General features: G+C 59.8%; 12 protein-coding genes. 3 read left to right on the plus strand and 9 right to left on the minus strand.

Annotation, left to right across the window (positions count from 1 at the left end):
• Positions 1 to 39: 39 nt before the first annotated feature.
• The 8 genes from FJ443_RS08325 to FJ443_RS08360 form a co-directional block, all read right to left on the minus strand.
• Entirely contained in the window at positions 40 to 741 is a 702-nt protein-coding gene (locus FJ443_RS08325; RefSeq protein ID WP_140663480.1) for an MgtC/SapB family protein, read from the minus strand.
• Between the two features lie 38 nt (positions 742 to 779).
• Positions 780 to 1961 carry an alpha/beta fold hydrolase gene (locus FJ443_RS08330; RefSeq protein WP_140499415.1) on the minus strand — a complete coding sequence of 394 codons (1182 nt, stop codon included), beginning with the start codon at positions 1959 to 1961 and terminating at the stop codon, positions 780 to 782.
• Between the two features lie 18 nt (positions 1962 to 1979).
• Complete coding sequence (locus FJ443_RS08335) at positions 1980 to 2687, minus strand: META domain-containing protein (protein WP_181168378.1); 708 nt, start codon at positions 2685 to 2687, stop codon at positions 1980 to 1982.
• Between the two features lie 238 nt (positions 2688 to 2925).
• Positions 2926 to 6087 carry an efflux RND transporter permease subunit gene (locus tag FJ443_RS08340; RefSeq protein ID WP_140663484.1) on the minus strand — a complete coding sequence of 1054 codons (3162 nt, stop codon included), beginning with the start codon at positions 6085 to 6087 and terminating at the stop codon, positions 2926 to 2928.
• Positions 6084 to 7217: an efflux RND transporter periplasmic adaptor subunit gene (locus FJ443_RS08345; RefSeq protein WP_140663486.1), complete on the minus strand. Its 1134-nt coding sequence runs from the start codon at positions 7215 to 7217 to the stop codon at positions 6084 to 6086. Before FJ443_RS08345 ends, FJ443_RS08340 begins: the two co-directional genes overlap by 4 nt.
• Positions 7218 to 7232: 15 nt before the next feature.
• Complete coding sequence (locus FJ443_RS08350) at positions 7233 to 7814, minus strand: HdeD family acid-resistance protein (RefSeq protein WP_140499407.1); 582 nt, start codon at positions 7812 to 7814, stop codon at positions 7233 to 7235.
• A 266-nt stretch (positions 7815 to 8080) separates the two neighbouring features.
• Positions 8081 to 9523, minus strand: a complete 1443-nt coding sequence (locus tag FJ443_RS08355; protein ID WP_140663488.1) for an amidohydrolase family protein — start codon at positions 9521 to 9523, stop codon at positions 8081 to 8083.
• A 79-nt stretch (positions 9524 to 9602) separates the two neighbouring features.
• Positions 9603 to 10796: a succinylglutamate desuccinylase/aspartoacylase family protein gene (locus FJ443_RS08360; RefSeq protein WP_140663825.1), complete on the minus strand. Its 1194-nt coding sequence runs from the start codon at positions 10794 to 10796 to the stop codon at positions 9603 to 9605.
• A 471-nt stretch (positions 10797 to 11267) separates the two neighbouring features.
• On the opposite strand from FJ443_RS08360, the gene FJ443_RS08365 reads away from it, so the two are divergent.
• Positions 11268 to 12323 (plus strand): helix-turn-helix domain-containing protein, encoded by a 1056-nt coding sequence (locus FJ443_RS08365; protein WP_140556217.1) that lies wholly within the window; start codon positions 11268 to 11270, stop codon positions 12321 to 12323.
• Here FJ443_RS08365 and FJ443_RS08370 read toward each other — a convergent pair.
• Positions 12320 to 13750, minus strand: a complete 1431-nt coding sequence (locus FJ443_RS08370) for a basic amino acid/polyamine antiporter (RefSeq protein WP_140499401.1) — start codon at positions 13748 to 13750, stop codon at positions 12320 to 12322. The two genes, FJ443_RS08365 and FJ443_RS08370, sit on opposite strands and share 4 nt — an antisense overlap.
• Positions 13751 to 14015: 265 nt before the next feature.
• On the opposite strand from FJ443_RS08370, the gene FJ443_RS08375 reads away from it, so the two are divergent.
• The gene (locus FJ443_RS08375; RefSeq protein WP_140663490.1) at positions 14016 to 15449 is read left to right on the plus strand and encodes a basic amino acid/polyamine antiporter; all 1434 of its coding nucleotides are present in this window, start codon (positions 14016 to 14018) and stop codon (positions 15447 to 15449) included.
• 18 nt (positions 15450 to 15467) lie between these two features.
• Entirely contained in the window at positions 15468 to 16712 is a 1245-nt protein-coding gene (locus tag FJ443_RS08380; protein ID WP_140559915.1) for an arginine deiminase, read from the plus strand.
• Positions 16713 to 16729: the final 17 nt, after the last annotated feature.

A 16729-nucleotide genomic window follows, 5' to 3' on the forward strand; every position in this document is an offset into this window, starting at 1 on the left:
CGTTTCGAGGTGGTGTCGAGGGTCTTTCTGGCTTTCGCTCTATTCGGTCTTTTCTTCCGGCTCCCAGGAAGCCGACTGAACATTCGAGTCGAGCGCGAGGTGAGCGACGACGCGTTCGACTGATTGCGCATCATCACGGTTGCTGAACAACGTTGCTTCTATTCTCATGGCGTCGCCCTCATTGATGGGATGGCTGTTAAGGGAGCGTAGGCGGAGGAGGTTTGTATTGATGGTCTGAAGCAGAATCGATCTGAGCAAATAAACATTATCTCGTGAGCATACGATCTCTATGGTGTACGTGTATTCGACGGCAGGTTGTTCCTGAGAGTGCCTTCGAAAGAATCTTGAGAAATTAGGAAGAAGCGAATTGAGTATAATAATGAGCATTGCGGTTTCCGCGGCCAGCAGCAGAAAGCCAAAGCCTACGAAGACCCCGACAGAGCCAGTGCTCCAGATCGTCGCGGACGTACTCAACCCTCTTATGTTGGAACCGTCCCTGATGATCAGGCCGGCGCCAAGGAACCCAATGCCGGTTACGACCTGAGCCCCCATTCTAAGATCGAGACCTGAGCCAAGAGCGCCCGGCAGCGAGGAGTATGCCGCCGCGCCCAGTGCGACCAGCGCGTGCGTCACAAGTCCTGTATATTGTTGCCGGTACTGGCGTTCCGCACCGATCAGCGCGCCGAGCAGCAACGCAAGCACAAGCTTCAGCAGGATTGTTATCGCGACTTCAGCTTCCAAATGTTCATTCCGTCTGATTCAAAATGCAGGGGCTTTCATCACATGGCGCCGATCTCGGACGCCGGCTGCTGGGACACGGATTGCCGGGATGCCGACCGCTTCAGGATTGTGAGCGGCAGATGGAGAACGAGGGAGGCGTTATCGAAGATGATCTGCCGGGTCTCTTCGGCTTTGTCTTCGACCGGCATATCTTCGTTCACGATGAGACGGCGCAGCAGGGGCCCGGACCTCAACAGCTTCATCAGTGTTTCCGACGTTGCAAAGCCGCTGTGGCCGCCGCCGTCCACGTCGGAAATGTCGATAACCTGAATGTCCTTTTTCTGGAGGAGCGGGATATCGAAGCCACTGCCGACTCGTGGCTGGCCACCTGCAATGCGCCGCGACAGGCTCAAGGCGCGATCTCGCCGAGAGACAACGATCGTGAAGGGGTGCGGCAGTTGGGGTATGTCCCTGACTTGGCTGCTGAAGACATCTGGATCGATATCGGGCGCGGCAAGCAAGACGCCGCGGATTCTTGAGGTAACCGCCGCCTTACCTTGCAATACAAGGGTGCGAAGCGCCTCCATTACGACATACGCGCCCATGGAATGGCCGACGATGAAAACACCGCTAGCGTTCGATCGAGCTGCGATTTCGATCGTTTCGGCCAAGCCGTCCCGCGCCTGGAGAGCGCTATCGCGATCGAAAAGATAGGCGCCGATAGATCCCGCCGACGCCCAGGAGAAATGAACCGGAACCGAGGAGATGCGGTAGTCGTGGACGACTTGGGCATTACGAAACAGGCCTTCGGCAAAATTGTTGTTGTAGCCGTGCACGAAGATAAACACCTCGCGCTCCGAAGGCGGACGCTTCGCCAGCATCCCGTTCAACCGACCTGCGAAGGATGCTCTGTTCTCGAAGCGGACAAGATCACGAGCGGAAAAATGGCGCTTCGGATCGGGTGATGTCGATGACGTCTCGACGACGCCCGGCCGGTGTGTGGCCGGCACGACGACAGTCAACTGCGAAAAACTCAACGTCGGGGAACGATCCCGCGAATAGGGCGGTTCGGAGGTGGGGAACCTTGTGCGCGTGGTGGCAATCAGGAAGGAAATAGCCGACATTTCGTTGCTAATTTGTACAGGCGAGGCAAGGCCCGTCACGGCTCTTGGACCGGCGCAGCTTTGCACCAGCAATGCCAGCGAGATAACCAACACAAATCGTCCTGCGGGGTTCTGCATGCTGCTGGCCGCGCCGGCTTATCTTCGTAAACTCACCAGCCTTTGGCCATCCTTGTCCAACAGTTGCACTCGTCCTGTCTGTGGGGCTTCAAAGCGACGGACGGACCCGAGTGCCTCCAGAAGATTGCGCTCTTGATCCATGAGGGGCTGATCGCAGATCATCCTGGACGAGCCGGTTTCCGAGATCGTCAGCGCTTCTCCGGTCAAGGCGAAGCCGCCAAAGAACCGATTGCACGAACCATTCCCATGGATGCGTCCATCCGGCTCGAAGGCAAGGGTGGGTTTCGAACCCGCGACCGTGGTTTCTTCTCGAATCTCGTCCACGAGCCAATCTCCGTGAAGGAGGTCGCCCGGCTCTCCGGCGCAGCCTTCAAATTTCCGGTCGCCAAGGATGACGGTCGCGGTTTGGGGGTATGGCATTCCGCTCATGGTATCGACGCATATTTTGGCAGCGATGGTCAGCGCGAGTTGCCGGCCGTCTACCGTCGCCAGATAGGTGTCGGCGTCGCCTTGCCTTGTGGGACGCGGAGCCGGCTGAGCTGTGAAGGTCTCGCCCCCTAAGGCGTTAAAGCTGAGCGCGGTGTCCGAGATGCTGATTTGCCAGCCGGGTTCGTTGCCGCGTGCAGCCAACGAGGCAGCCTCCGCATTGCTCGTTGCGGTGGCGTACAGCGACAACACCGCGAGCAAAGCGGCCAACGGCAAGGATGAGCAGGACTTTGGACTCACGGTTGCAGCCTCCAGACGATGCGTCACTGAATTCGAAGGCCGCCCGGAAACCGGCCTCTGGGGGCAACTTCGCCAAATATTGCGCCGAATGTACCTACATCCGGTCTTCAGTCCATCGTCGCGTTTCGGAGAAGGAGTCCGTTCGGCGAAAAAATGGACGCAAAGCCAAGAATTGAGATTCCAAGAATATAAATGGTTGCCGCGGGCCATTTCGACCGCCCTTTGGCGAGGACGAACCTCAATGTGATGGTTCGATCGTATCGAGGCGTTCCGTACGATCTCCCCGACGCCGGGACGACAGATACTCGGTTGCTTTCTGGACGACAAAATAGACGGAGGGGATGATCAACAGGCCAATAGTCGTAGCCGCGGCCATGCCCCCGAAAATTGTGACGCCAACAGCCCGCCGCGCGCCCGCACCGGCACCAGTCGACACGACAAGAGGAATGATCCCGAGGATGAAGGAAACCGCGGTCATCATGACGGCCCGGAAGCGCTGCTCGGCCCCGATCCGCGCCGCCTTCATTATGCTTAGTCCCTCATCGCGCCGCTCCTTGGCGAATTCCACGATCAGGATGGCATTCTTCGCCGCCAGCCCGATCAGCAGCACGATGGCGATCTGCACGTAGAGGCTGTTCTGCAACCCGAAGACCTTCAATGCCGCTATGGCGCCGAAGAGAGCCGCTCCGAGCGAAAGGATGACGATCAACGGAAGCGACCAGCTCTCGTATTGGGCGACAAGGAAGAGATAGGCAAAGAGGAACGCCAGCGCAAAGACCAGCCCCTCCTGGCCACTGCCGCGGCGCTCTTGAAACGACAGGCCTGACCACTCGAAGCCATAGCCATTCGGCAACAGCTGGGCCACTGTCTTCTCCATCGCGTCCATGGCGCCGCCGCTGCTGCTTCCAGGTGCGGTAATGGCGTTTATGGGAGCGGCGACCGAGAGATTGTAACGCTGGATGGCGAATGGCGACAGGATCGTCGTCAACGACGCCAGATTGTTCAAGGGCACCATGGTGCCGTTCCGGCTACGCACATGCAGGTTCAAGATGTCTTCCGCATGGGCACGGAAATCGGCATCGGCCTGCAGATTGACCTGGAACACGCGGCCATTGAGCGTAAAATCATTTACGTAGCGCGATCCGAAGGCCGCGCCGATGGTGGAATAGACGTCCGACACGCTTACCCCAAGCGCTTCGGCGCGCGTTCTGTCGACGTCGACATAGACCTGCGGGACATTGGCGCTGAAGGTGGTGGCGGCCCCGCCGAGCTCCGGCAGATGATTGAAGGCGCCAAGCAGGGCGCCGACGACCTGCGCGATCTCTTGTGGCGGCTGTCCTTCAAGCGCTTGCAGGCGGAAGTCCAGGCCACCGACCGAGCCGATGCCGGCAATCGCCGGCGGCGCGAACACGGCGACGTTCGCGCCCGGAATTTGGGAGAACTTCATCCGCAGCGCCTGCAGGATGCCGGCGAGCTGCAGTTCGCTGGACCTGCGCTCGTCCCAGGGCTTCAGCGCCGCGACCGCCATTGCGCCGCTCGGCGAACTCGTCGACTGAAGGATGCTGAACCCCGCAACCGTGATGACGTCTTGCACGCCTCCGGTGTCGGTCAGAATCTTGCGCACGTCCTCCACGATGGCTTTCGTGCGGTCGAGCGAAGCGGCATTGGGCAACTGGATGTCGACGAACAGCGCGCCTTGGTCCTCGTCGGGCAGGAAAGTCGACGGTAGCCCGGTGAAGATCAGATAGGCGGCGGCAAAACAGGCAAGCAATCCCGCCATCGGCACGTACCAATGCCGCACCAGAAACCCGACGAGGCGTCCATAGCCGTCACGCGTCTTGTTCATGAATGCCGTGAACCAGGCCAGCGGGCCACGCTTGAAATGGCCCACATCGCGCCGCAAAAGCAGTGCGGCCAGCGCCGGGCTCAGGGTCAATCCGACAAAGGAGGAAATCACCAGGGCCGAAGACAGCGTCACGGCGAACTGCCGGTAGAGCTGGCCGCCTATGCCGCCGAGAAACGCAGTCGGCGTCACCACGGCAAGCAGCACCAAGGTCGTGGAAATGATCGGCCCGGTGATCTGGTGCATCGCCTTGCGCGTGGCGTCGGCGACCGCGATGTCAGGGGTATCCTCCAGCACATGCTTGACGTTCTCGACGACAAGGATGGCATCGTCCACCACCAGGCCGATCGCCAGCACCAGCGCCAAAAGAGAAATCATGTTCAGCGAATAGCCGGCGGCAAACAGCACCGCCAAGGCGCCGAGCATGGAAACCGGGATGGCAAGCGCCGAGATGAACATGGCGCGCCAATCCTGCAGGAAGACGTAGGTGACTGCGAGAACGATCAGGAACGCCTCAAGCAGGGTTCTGGCCGTCAGCGAGATGCTGGCATTCACGAAGCGGGTCGCATCGTAGACGATGTGATACTGCATGCCTTTGGGAAAACGTGACGAGAGGCGCTCCAGTTCGGCGCGGACCGACGCCGCGGTCTGGATGGCGTTGGCGCCGGGCGACTGGTTGATCTGCATCATCGCCGAGGCGTGTCCGGCAAAGCTGGCGCTCGAAGCATAGCTTAGTGCGCCAAGCTCGAGCCGCGCGATGTCGCGCAGGTAGACCTTGGCCCCCGCCGAGCCCGTGCGCACGACGATGTCCCCGAATCCCTCGACGCTTCTCAGCCGCCCCTGCGCGACCAGAGTGTATTGCAGCTCCGAGCCCTGCGCCTGCGGGGGCGCGCCGGCCTGTCCGAGCGTCGCCTGGATGTTTTGCCGCTGGATGGCGGCCGAGACATCGTCGGGCGTCAGGCCAAGCGCGTCCATGCGCTGCGGGTTGAGCCACACCCTCATCGAGTATTCCGAAGCCCCGGCGACCGAGGCCTCGCCGACGCCCCGCACGCGCGATATCGTGTCGGCGACGGTCGTGGTGATGAAATTCGTGATCGCCAGCGCATCGAGGCTGTCGTCCGGCGAATAGAAAGCGATGCCGAGGATAAAATCCGGCGAGCGGGCACGCACGGAGACACCTTGCTGCGCGACCGCCGCCGGCAGGCGCGAGATCGCCAGCTGGGCGCGGTTCTGCACGTTGATCTGTGCTGTCTCGGGATCGGTTCCGACCTCGAAGGTCACCGATAGCGTGTATTGGCCGGCATTGGAGCTGGTGGACGACATGTACATCATGTGGTCCACGCCATTGATGGCCGTCTCCAGCGGGCCGCCCACCACGTCGGCGATGACTTCCGCGCTTGCTCCCGGATAGGAGGCCGACACCGTCACCGTTGGAGGGGTGATCTGCGGATACTGCTGTATGGGAAGGGAAAACACCGCGATCCCGCCGGCGATCGAAATGATGATCGAGACGACGATCGCGAGCCGGGTGCGGCTGATGAAGAGGTCCGAGATCATTGCGTACCCTCCGCTTCGCGGGGGGTGACCTGCTGACCATCGGAAACGCGTTGCAGGCCCTCGACGACGATCGTTTCGCCGCCTTCCAATCCGCTCGTCGCCGCCCAGCGATTGTCGATGCGCGCACCGGTCGTGATCGCCTGCCTGGTCACGGTATTGTTGTCGTTGAGCACGAAGACGAACTTGCTCTGGCGGTCTTGAAGAACGGACGCCATCGGCACCATCGGCAATTTCCTGGCTTCTTCGTCGACGATTGTTAGCCGGACGAACTGGCCAGGCGCCAATATGTGGTCCGGGTTGGGGAACAGCGCGCGGACGGCGACGGTACCGGTCTGCTGATTGACCTCGTTGTCGATGAACTGCACCCGCCCCGGTGAAGCAAATTGTGTGCCGTTGGCGAGAGACAGACTCAGGTGGAATTTGTTCGCATCGATCTTCTGGCCCCCGGCGAGTTTCTGCCTGATGTCGACCAAAGTGCTGTCAGCGATCGAGAATGCGACGCGGATAGGATCGAGCTGGACGATGCGCGCCAATGATCCGGAGCCGGGCCCCACGAGATTACCGCGCGTCGCCAGGGAGCGGCCGATGGTGCCATTGATGGGAGACCTGATCTGAGCATAGGAAAGATTGAGTTCGGCCGTATTGAGGGCTGCATTGGCGCTTTGAACATCCGCCGCGGCGACATCGAATGCAGCCTGAGCGTCATCCAACGTGGCCTGAGAAATAGTCCTGCGGCTGAGCAGGTCCCTGGCGCGTGAGAGGCTTTGTCGCGCGGCGTTGCGGGTGGCTTCGGTCCTGGCCACTTGCGCCTGTGCGGACATTACCGCCGCCGACAGTTGATCCGGCTCGATTTCGAAAAGCAGATCGCCCTCCTTCACGCGCTGGCCTTCGGAGAACCTGATCTCCTTGAGCAGGCCGGACGCGCGCGCCTGAATGTCGACCGCATCGATCGCCTCGACCTGCGCGTTGTATGTCAGCGGCGCGTTTGCCGGACCGGACTGGACCTTCTGCACGACCACTGGCACCGTCGCCGCGGTCTGCGCACGTGCCGCTCCCGCGAAGCCGCCCACGCCGACTAGCAATGCGGCCGCCACGACCCTGGCTCGAAAGTCAAAATTGCTTTTCATCATCGTCGTATCCTGCTCTCAAGACAAAATCTTCGTCCTGCGCACGCTCAGGGCAATGACGAGATACGCCAGTCCAGCAATCATCATGGAAAATCCGGCCACCAAGCCAGTCGGCATCTCCCTGACGATCGGCCACTTCAGCAGTATGGAGAAAGCAGCGAATATGGCCACGATTCCGGAAACGGCGAACCAATACCAGCCGCCGACTTTCCTGACTTCAGCGGCGATGATTAATTGAAGAACACCGTGGACAAATAGTACAAACGCTATGAACAATGATATTGCGGCCGATGCTTTGATAGGATTGAAGTAAATCATGATGCCGCCGATGAGCTCGAAGAAGCCGGTCAGTTCCTGCCACACGAAGCCCACCCAACTTTTGATCCAGAGCGATTGGATGACCTTGATGACGCCGACTGCCATCAGGGCCACGGCGAACACGACGTTGGATGCGAAATTGGAAACGCTGGGAACTGCGACTGAAAACACGCCGCCCGCAAGCAGGAGGAGCCCAAAGAGCAGAAACCTGCGCCACTTGCCCTGCTCGATTTCGGCCCGTTCATATGGCGTTGCAGGTGGGTGATCCGATTTTTCTGGCATGTCCCCGTTCCATGCAGGTTCTAAATATCGATCTCGCACCCTGCGGGCAGAGAAGAGAGCCGAGAGCGCTCAATGGAAAGTATCAGGAAGAAGTCTGCCGGACGGAGCGTCAGGAGCCTGTCTGGTTGCCTCGCGGCGAGATTTCCCGATGACGACGACTGCCTAGTCGAGATTTTCTCGCGGGCTTGCTTCGTCAGGACCATGAGGTCGTGCCGGATTAACTGATCGCTGGGAAGTGAAGGCGGCATACGGCTTTCCGCTGGCTCTCAAAGGGTGCTCTTGTGAAGCCGGCCGTCCTTCATGATGACGACGAAGTTCCTATGCGGATCCTCGATCAGCCGGATGTCGTCGAGCGGATTGCCGTCCACGACTAAGAGGTCCGCGAAAGCTCCTTCCTCAATGACGCCGAGCTTGCCCGGATAAGGGTTGCGCAGACCGGAGAGTGCGAGCAGCTCGGCATTGCCGGAGGTGGCCATCTGCAGGACTTCGGCGTTCTTGTACCAGTTGGCCAAATGCGTGAGCATCATGCTCTGGCGCGGACCCAACGCAGGCGAGAACAGCACGTCGGAACCCCAGGCCGTCTTGATGCCGTGCTTGCGAGCGAAGGCATATATCCTCGGCGTCCCTGAGAAAAGCTCCTGGGCGCGGTCGGCGCTAGGTCCCGTCAGCGGGCCGGTGTCCTCCGCCGTCAGGAAGGGCTGGGTGCTTAGCCATGTGCCCTTCTCGGCGATCATCGCCGCCGTGTCCTCGTCCATCAGATGCGCGTGCTCGATCGACTGCACCCCAGCTGCCAGCGCGCGTCGTATCGCGCGAGACGTATAGGCGTGCACGGTAACGTAGGTGCTCCAATCCTGTGCCACCTCGACGCCTGCCCGCAGCTCTTCTTCGCTGAAGGTGACGATGTCCAGCGGACTGCGGGGCGATGATACGCCACCGCCGCCCACCAACTTTATCTGTGACGCGCCTTGGAGAAGCTGCTCCCGGATCCGCATCTTCAGGTCGCCGATATCGTCGACGATGGCCGCTCCCCCCAGGAGTTCACCTTTGCTGAGCTTGCCGCCGTCGCGCGGAATCTCGCTTGGCAGGCGAAGATCGGCGTGACCCCCGGAGGTCGTGATCATCGCGCCGGAGGGATAGATGCGCGGGCCAGGGATCAGCCCGGTGTCGATAGCCTGCTTGAAGGAGAAGGAGGGACCTCCCAGATCGCGTATGGTGGTGAAGCCGCGACTGAGCGTGCGATCCGCCTCGGCGGTGGACGCTGCGAAGATAATCCCCGGGTCGCCGTTAAGCAGGATGTTGACCGGGACCGCCGCGAAGATCGCATGCCAATGCGCGTCGATGAGCCCTGGCATGAGAACGCCATTGCGGCATTTGATGACGGTGGCGTCCTCCGGGGGAGGGGCGTTCGTCATATCGATTCCGGAAATCCTGCCGCCCTCCACCAGGATTTGCGCTCCGTCCTTCACCGTACCCGACTTGCCGTCGAATAGCCGGACTTCGCGAAACAGGATCTTGGAAGGGGGCGCGGCCGTCTGCGCGAAGGACGGCTTTGTCAGCACCCCGGCGATGGCGGCAGCCCCGAAACCGGAGAGAAAACTACGCCTGGAAAAGGCCTCCAGACGACGAGAGACTCGTTGAAGATCGGGATTGAGACAACCGCAACCGGAACTGTGAACGAGGTGACCGTACTTCGAGCCTAGCCGCAGCATGTCTTTTGCTTTCGGTTGAGCGACACTGACACCTGCCGGACGGCGCTTCGTGTCGCGGTTCTTGTCGTTTCAGGTCCCGTTACTCGACCAACACATCGCCGCCGACAGGATTGGCGCTGTCAAAGATGAGGAATACGATCGGAGTCCCCGACTCGGCTGTTGCATCGGTCCGCCTGGCGCCGACTTCGCCGCCGAGAGGCACGAAATATTCCGCGACGATTTCGCCGAAGGTGTTCCTCTGGACTGCAACTTTCTGTCCGGGCCGAACGGTCTCATTGAGTTCGACCAACAATTCGACGAAACCGCCATGCGTCGCGGTGACGGGAAACATGCCGTCCGCGACGAAAACGCTCGAATCCTTGCTGGTTCTGCCGATAGGGCCTGAAATTATTCCGTGGTGCTTGATGACGTTCATCGTTCCTTCGACGAACAGGGCGATCATGTCGTGATCGAAGATCCGCGGCTTGCCGATCTCGGGCGTGAAGGCGGGAATGCCGGCATCGATGAGGGCATTGGCGAGAAGACCTCGCTCGCCAAAGTTGTCGAAAATCTGATCGACCGGATAGAGTTCCGCCATCGCCCGCACTTCGGGGAGATCCATGCGCGCAAGGTGGAACGCCGTCGCGTCCATGCCCGTGGCGGCTGTATGAAAATCGATCCCGTAGTCGAGGTTTGACCGCAGAAGCCGGTTGAATATCAGGCCGGCGTGGCGCGTCGGCGCGTCGGGAGCGTCCTCGTTGCCAGGGAACAACCGATTGATGTCGATCAGGTCGATCCCGCGCCCCGAATTCGGCCATCTCCGTTCCATGCCTTCCATTGCGGGGCGCGAAATGTCGAGTACCGCCACCACCGATCCCGACATCGCGGCCGGATCGAGCTCACGCATTACGGATTGCACGGTTTGAATGGGGCTCATTTCATCGCCATGCACGCCGCTCATCAGCCCCAGTCGTTTGCCTGGGGCTGCCCCCTTGGCGACCATCACCGAGACGTACCAGTGCTGGCCCGTCGGCATCTGTACGCCCTGGAAATAAAAGCTGTGCTTGCCTGATTTCAGATCCGAGATGTCAAGCGAACTGATGACCTTCTTTCCGTCGATGACATCGCCGGTATAGACGGTCCCCGACGTCCCTGCGGGAGACGCGCTTGCAGGTGCCGAGCCCGTTTGCGCCTGCGCCGGCCCGGCCATGAGCGCAGCGGCAGCGCCGATGGTAGCGACCGATGCGATCATGAAGTCGCGACGTCCGAGGCCCTCGCTGGTTTCATGCGCCATGGCTGTGTGGTCCCTGCCGATGAGGATCATGCTGCAGATCTCGCGGTGACGCCTGCGAGGGCGGCTAGATCGTCCTTACCGATTCCCGTTGTGCGCGTGGTATCCGGGCATTAGTCCCACAAGACATTTCAGGGAGTACAGCCTCCAACAAGAAAAATGGACTGGTGGTCTATGATTGGGATGCCTTGCATACTGAGTTGAGAGCCACCACAACCGGTCTGATAAGCCTCGGATATCACGCAGCCACCTCCACAACTTCCGTCGGGTACAATTAAGCCCAGTTCACGAATTCCTGGTGGATACCTCAAATGGGCCAGATGGCATGTTAACGATTGATTAACATGCTTCTATGCTGGTAGTAGACAGGGTATTACATCCACCTTCAACATTGCTTGCCGGAGTTGTATATATTAGAATGAACTAATGTTCTTGCAATAACCCGTGTTGCACCAACAAAGACGGATAGTTGCTATGGATGCTATGGTTCATGCCGCCGGGCTATCTGGAGGAGCAGGTGCCGAGAAGTCCCTGCAATGCGCCGTCGACATCGATACCTCCACGGCACCACCTGCTAAGCAATTCGACCTGTTTCGAACCTGGTATCAAGGCGTTGCCGACACTGAACTTATGCAAGAACGGAGCCATTCGTTTCCAGCACATGAAACAGTGTGGGATCTGGGAACGTTGGCTGTCATGTTCCTCGAATTGCCTGGCAGTGGCTACCGCTGTCGCTGGCGGCATTTGAAAAACCCTTCGGTGGACAATTGGTATTTGAGCCTGCCCTTGTCCAAGGGCAGGCTTCCTGGAAGTTGGCAGGTCGTGAGAACGACCCTGCAATCTTTTGCAGAGCCCTACGAATGCGTGATGGAGAACGACGCCCTCCTTGCCGTTTTCCTGCCACGCGACCTGCCTTTCATCCAATCGTCCAGGATTGAAATACGTGAGGAGTCGAAAAGACTCCTGGCAGACTACATGCTTCTGCTGCACCGTTCCTTTTCCGATCTGAGGGCCGTGGATGTGTCGCACATTGCCACTGCCACCACCAATCTGCTGGCTGCGTGCGTGTCGCCATCACATGACCGCATCACCGAGGCGAAGCGTGTGATCGACGCCGTGATCGCCGAGCGCGCTGCCAAAATCATTGCACAAAGTTTGAATGATCAGTCCTTGGCATCCGACAGGCTTTGCCGCGAACTCGGTGTGTCCCGCTCTCGCCTCTACCGGATATTCGAACCGGCCGGAGGTGTTTCGAATTATATTCGCCACAAACGCCTGCTCAAGACACGCGATATACTTTCCAACAGCTTGGATGGGCGCCCGATCTCCGCCATTGCCGGGGATTGGGGCTTCACGGATCCATCGGCGTATAGCCGGATGTTCAGGAAGGAATTCGGCATTACGCCAAAGGAGGCACGCGTGGAAGGCTGGCAAGGCGCCCAAGCCACGAGCTCGCAGCAGATCAGCCAGCCTGACAGCAGGGCGCACACGCTGAGTGGTCTTCTGCTGCGAAACAGCTTTGGGCCCTAGACTGCGATGGCGCCGGCAAGGATGCCGTAGATTGCCGCGACCGCGCCAAGTGCGGCGACGACGAACATCCCCATCTCGGCGGGAGTAAACACCCTCTGCCCCCGCTCCTTCCGAGCCATGACGAAGAGGATCGTGCCCGGTCCGTAGATGACGGCCGAGAGCAGCAGGTGCTTGGCGCTGGCGGCGTAGATGAGACCGGCCGTATAGATCAATGCTATCGCCGCCCTTGCGAAGTCGACACGCCGCGCTACGGGGTCGTTCTCGTAGCTCTCGCCGCCCCATGCGAGCTTGACCCCGTAAGCGGCGACAAGAAGATATGGGATGAGGATCATGGAACTGGTCAGCTCGAGAGCGAGCCTGAAGGCCTGTTGAGCAAAGAGCGTCAGGACCAGAAAAACCTGCACGACCGTATTGGTCAGCCAGAGCGCCCGCGACGGCACGCCATGCTTGTTTCTATACGCAAGAAAACGCGGCATGGTCTGGTGATGTGATGCGGTGAACAGGATTTCAGCGGCCAGCAGCACCCAGGACAGATAGGCACCGGCAACGGAGATCAGCAGGCCGAAGCTGACGAACTTGGCGCCCCATGGCCCGACCACCGCTTCCAATACGCCGGCCATGGAGGGATTGCGCAGCGCTGTCAGTTCAGGACGAAGCATGATCCCGTAGGAGGGAATGGTGACCAGCACAAGCAGACAGAGCACGCCGAGAAAACCAAGGAGCGTCGCGACCCCGACATCCCCGCGGTTGCGTGCGTAACGCGAATAGACGCTCGCGCCTTCGATTCCGACAAAGACGAATACGGTCACCAACATGGTCCCGCGAACCTGGCTCGCGATGCTGCCAACGCTGACTTCTTCCCCGCCCCAGAAATTGGCCGTGAAGACATCGGCGCTGAAGCCGTAGATAACGAAGATGATAAAGAGAAAGATCGGAATGATCTTGGCGTAAGTGACAATGGTGTTGATCGCCGCCGCTTCCTTGACGCCCCGCAGGATCAGCGAATGTACGATCCACAGAAGCATCGAGGAAATGACGATCGCCGTGATGGTATTGCCATCGCCGAACACAGGAAAGAAAAGCCCCAGCGTCGACTTTATCAGCACGAAATAGGAAACGTTGCCGAGAACGGCGGCAGACCAGTAACCGAGGGCCGAGAGGAAGCCGAGATAGTTGCCAAAGCCGGCCTTGGCATAGGCATACACGCCCGCATCGAGGTCCGGCTTGCGAACCGACAAGGTCTGGAAGACGAAGGCCAACATCAGCATTCCGACGCCAGCGATGGCCCAAGCGATCATGGCCCCGAACGGACCGGTCTCGCGACCAAAAGCCTGCGGCAAAGAGAAGATGCCCGCGCCGACCATCGAACCGACGACCATAGCCGTCAGGGTCCATATCGAGAATTTTTGCTGAACGGTCGAGTTCATTGAATTTGGATCAACAATTCCTTGGCGGACGGCGGTCCAGCGGCCTCATTGTTACGCCTGCAACCTATCTCGAATCTGGCGCCCACGTGATTGGCATAAAATCCCACTAGTATACCTGACGTCCAAAACCTTTGCCTTGGCTCGTTTAACCGGTTGCCGATATTCGCATTTACTGCTTCTGATCAGACATAACCTTGCTGGACCGAGACGTGTCGGCGAGGCGTCTGATCGCGAACTCTGGTTCGCGCAGCCAGGAGAGCGGTTTATGACTTCAAACGAAAATCAGAAGCTTTCGCTGTTTGCGCTGACCAGCATGGTTGTGGGATCGATGGTCGGCGCGGGCATCTTCAATCTGCCTGGCCGGTTCGCGACTGCGACAGGTCCGTTCGGCGCAATCATCGCCTGGGCAATTGCGGGAACCGGCATGTACATGCTGGCGCGGGTGTTCCAGGCGTTGGCCGAGAAGAGGCCAGACATCGACTCAGGCGTCTTCGCCTATGCCAAGGCCGGCTTCGGCAACTACATGGGCTTCCTGTCCGCCTTCGGCTACTGGCTCGGTAGTTGCCTGGGCAACGTCTTCTATTGGGTGCTCATCGGCTCGACGCTGGGGCGGTTCTTTCCCGGGATCTTTGGGGACGGCAGCAGCGCCATCGCCATCATCGTCTCGTTGATCGGCATCTGGGCTTTCCACTTCATGATCCTGCGCGGCGTCGAGCAGGCGACCTTCATCAATACTGTCGTGACGATTGCCAAGATCGTGCCGATCCTGGTCTTCATCCTGCTCCTGATCTTCTTCTTTCATTTCGGGCAGTTCCGCGAGAATTTCTTCGGCGGCTTGGACATGCCGCCGAAGTCCCTGATCGCCCAGGTGCGCGACACAATGCTGATCACGGTCTTCGTCTTCCTCGGCATCGAGGGCGCCAGCGTCTATTCCCGCTTTGCCAAGGTGCGTTCCGACGTCGGTACGGCGACGATTCTCGGTTTCGTCGGCGTCACAGGCCTGATGGTAGCGGTCACGCTGCTGCCCTACGCGGCTCTGCCGCAATCGGCTGTCGCCGGTGTCCAGCAGCCGTCGATGGCCGGCGTTCTCGAAGCGGTCGTCGGTCACTGGGGTGCGGTCTTCATCTCGATCGGCGTTCTGATCTCGGTGCTCGGCGCCTATCTCGCCTGGTCCCTAATCTGCGCCGAGGTGCTGTTCGCGGCGGCGAAGTCGGAGGACATGCCAAGGCTCTTCGCAGCGCAGAATGGCAACAAGGTTCCCGCTAACGCACTCTGGCTCACCAACATCGTCGTGTCGCTCTTCGTGATCTCCACCTACTGGTCGCGGGACGCGTTCAACTTCATGCTCGACATGACGAGCGTCACCGCGTTGCTGCCCTACCTGCTCGTGGCTGGCTACGGCATCCTGCTCGCTCGTAGCGGCGTTGGCTATGAAAAGACGCCGGATCAGCGCGGCCGCGACCAGATCTTCGCCTGGATCGCGGTGATTTACACGGTCTTCATGTTCGTCGCCGCCGGGCTCAAATACGTGCTGCTTGTTGCCGTCCTCTTCGCGCCCGGAACTATCCTCTACGTCTGGGCGCGGCGCGAGCAGAAATTGCAGCTGTTCACGCTCGCCGAACTCTTCGTGTTCGCCGCCACGCTCATCGCTGGCCTGATCGGAGCCTACGGGCTGCTGACGGGCGCCATCGCACCTTGAACAGAAAGAAGGAAGGTCATGACAAACAATACTTCATTCGGCGTTCATTCAGAGGTTGGTCAGTTGCGCAAGGTCATGGTGTGCGCTCCCGGCCGCGCCCACCAGCGGCTGACACCCAGCAATTGTGACGCACTCCTCTTCGACGACGTGCTCTGGGTAGACAATGCCAAGCGCGATCATTTCGACTTCATGACCAAGATGCGCGACAGGGGCGTCGAGGTGGTCGAGATGCACAATCTGCTCGCCGAGACGGTCGCCATTCCGGAAGCCAAGAAGTGGATCCTCGACCAGCAGATCGTACCGAACCAGGTCGGCCTCGGCCTCATCGACGAGGTCCGCTCCTATCTCGACGGCCTCTCTAATCGCGACCTCGCTGAAACACTGATCGGCGGGCTGTCGACCTTCGAATTCCCGGAAAGCATCGGCGGCGAACAACTGGCGCTGATCCGTGACGCGGCCGGCGTCAACGAATATCTGCTGCCGCCTTTGCCCAACACGCTCTACACCCGGGACACCACCTGCTGGATCTATGGCGGCGTGACGCTGAACGCCCTTTATTGGCCTGCTCGCCACGAGGAGACCATCCTCACCACGTCGATATACAAGTTCCACCCGGACTTCGCCGGCAAGGTCAATGTCTGGTGGGGTGACCCGACCAGGGATTGGGGGCTTGCCACATTCGAGGGTGGGGACGTGATGCCTATCGGCAAGGGCAATGTGCTTATCGGCATGAGCGAGCGCACTTCGCGCCAGGCTATCAGCCAAGTGGCGGCGGCCCTGTTTGAGAAAGGAGTTGCCGAACGTGTGATCGTCGCCGCAATGCCTAAGCTGCGCGCGGCGATGCATCTCGACACGGTATTCACGTTTGCCGATCGCGACTGCGTGCTGATGTATCCGGACATCGTCAACGGCATTGACGCATTCTCCTATCGCCCTGACGGCAAGGGGGGCGTCGAACTCCACAAGGACAAAGGCAGTTTCATTGAGACGGTGCGTGACTCGCTTGGTCTCAAGAAGATGCGCGTCGTTGAAACCGGCGGCAACGACTACATGCGCGAGCGCACCCAGTGGGACAGCGGCGCCAACTTGGTTTGCGCCTCGCCTGGTGTCGTCTTTGCCTACGATCGCAACACGTACACAAATACGCTGCTGCGCAAGGAAGGCATAGAAGTCATCACTATCTCAGGCGCGGAGCTCGGCCGTGGCCGAGGCGGGGGTCATTGCATGACATGTCCCATCATTCGTGATGCGGTCGACTATTGATAGCAATCCGGCCAGGC

The organism is Mesorhizobium sp. B2-6-1, from assembly GCF_006440475.1.
Taxonomy (GTDB): domain Bacteria; phylum Pseudomonadota; class Alphaproteobacteria; order Rhizobiales; family Rhizobiaceae; genus Mesorhizobium.